General features: G+C 65.0%; 2 protein-coding genes. One reads left to right on the top strand and one right to left on the bottom strand.

Annotated elements, in window-relative coordinates; translation table 11 throughout:
* Nucleotides 1-5 precede the first annotated feature (5 nt).
* Nucleotides 6-899 carry an NAD(P)/FAD-dependent oxidoreductase gene (locus ACCC97_RS28720; RefSeq protein WP_413336364.1) on the bottom strand — a complete coding sequence of 298 codons (894 nt, stop codon included), beginning with the start codon at nucleotides 897-899 and terminating at the stop codon, nucleotides 6-8.
* Between the two features lie 159 nt (nucleotides 900-1,058).
* Between ACCC97_RS28720 and ACCC97_RS28715 the strand changes: the two genes are divergently transcribed.
* Nucleotides 1,059-1,495 (top strand): TetR/AcrR family transcriptional regulator (locus ACCC97_RS28715; protein WP_413336362.1); only part of this gene is annotated, 437 nt, incomplete at its 3' end.

Raw genomic sequence — 1,495 nt, 5'->3', positions numbered from 1 at the left:
TGCCCTCAAGCCAGCATCGATTGCTGGGCGAAGATTCCCGCCATCGCGCCCTGCGACGATGCCTGGGTGACCGAGGGCAAGAAGGGCGTGGTCAGGTCGCCGGCGGCGTAGATGCCGGGCATGCTGGTTTGGCGGCGCTCGTCGACCTTGAGGACGATGCCGGTGGGCGTATCCACCGTGGCGAGGCCCAGTGATTCATGCAGGCTTGCGGACGGCTTGTTGCGCGGATGGGCGAACAGGACGTCGACCGCGACATTGCGGCCGGTATCGAGATTGACTGTGGAGATATGGCCCTTGTGATGGGCGATCTCGACGATCCGGCCATCGATGACAGGTATGTTGCGGCGCGCCAGATCGGCCTGGATATCGGGTGGGATGTCGTGACCATCGGCGAAGACACTCAACTTGTCGGTCCAATCGCGGAACAGCCTGGCCTGATTGTGCGATTGCGGGCCGGACCAGACGAGGCCCCAATGCTGGCCGGCGACTTCAAAGCCGTCGCAATAGGGGCAGGGCACGATGGACGTGCCCCAGCTTTCGGCAAAGCCTGGAACCTCAGGCATCTGGTCGGCGACGCCGTAGCTCAGGATCACGCGGCGCGCCCCGAGGCTTTCGTGATCGTCAGTGACGACGCAGAAATCGTCGATGGCGCCAGACACGCTCTCGGCCCGGGCATTGACCAGCCTGATCGTTGGATAGCGCGCCAGCTGCTGCCGCGCCTCGGCCAGGATGTCCAGCGGTGGCTTGTGATCGTGGCCGAGCAGGCCATGCGAGTGGCCGGCAAAGCGGTTGCGCGGCCGGCCGGTATCGAGAACGGTGACCTTGCGGCGGGCACGGCCGAGTTGCAGGGCGGCGGCGAGGCCGGCAAAGCTGCCGCCGATGATGATGACGTCATTCATGGTGATGGGCTCCGTGTGGGCTGGTAGATTATTGGACTATCTGGTACAGTAATTTAGAGTCGATATAGTAAACTGTCAAGTCCACTAAATATGCCCATGGCCCGTCTACCAGTTTCTGCTCCGAAGCCCCAACGCGGGCGGCCACGCGATCCCGAGCGCGTGCGGCGCATCCTGGAAGCGGCGCAAAGGCACTTCAACGAGCATGGCCTGGAGCGTGCCAGCGTGGATGCCATCGCCGCGGACGCAGGCGTCTCCAAGATGACCGTGTACAGCAACTTCGGCTCCAAGGAGGGGCTGTTCGAGGCGGTCGTGCGCGACAGGACGGCAGCCGTAATGGCTGGCTTCCCTGGCGCCGGGACGCTGGACCCGGACCAGCCGGAGAAGGTGCTGCTGGCGATCGGCGCTCGGTTTCTCGCACTGGTGCGCGGTGACGCACTGGGCGCGTTGCGCGCTGTCTATGGCGTCGCGGGGGCACAGCCGGAAGTCTGCCGCGCGTTGTACAAGGAGGGCCCGGAGCGTGTGAACGACGCGCTGGCTGCATACCTGCGCCGTGCCAACTCGGCGGGCACGCTGAAGGTGCGGAACCCGCTTCAGGC

The sequence above is a fragment of the Variovorax sp. Varisp85 genome (assembly GCF_047304045.1).
Lineage (GTDB): Bacteria > Pseudomonadota > Gammaproteobacteria > Burkholderiales > Burkholderiaceae_C > Variovorax.
The sequence above is the reverse complement of the archived record's forward strand: the minus strand, read 5'-3'. Positions and strand labels throughout refer to the sequence as shown.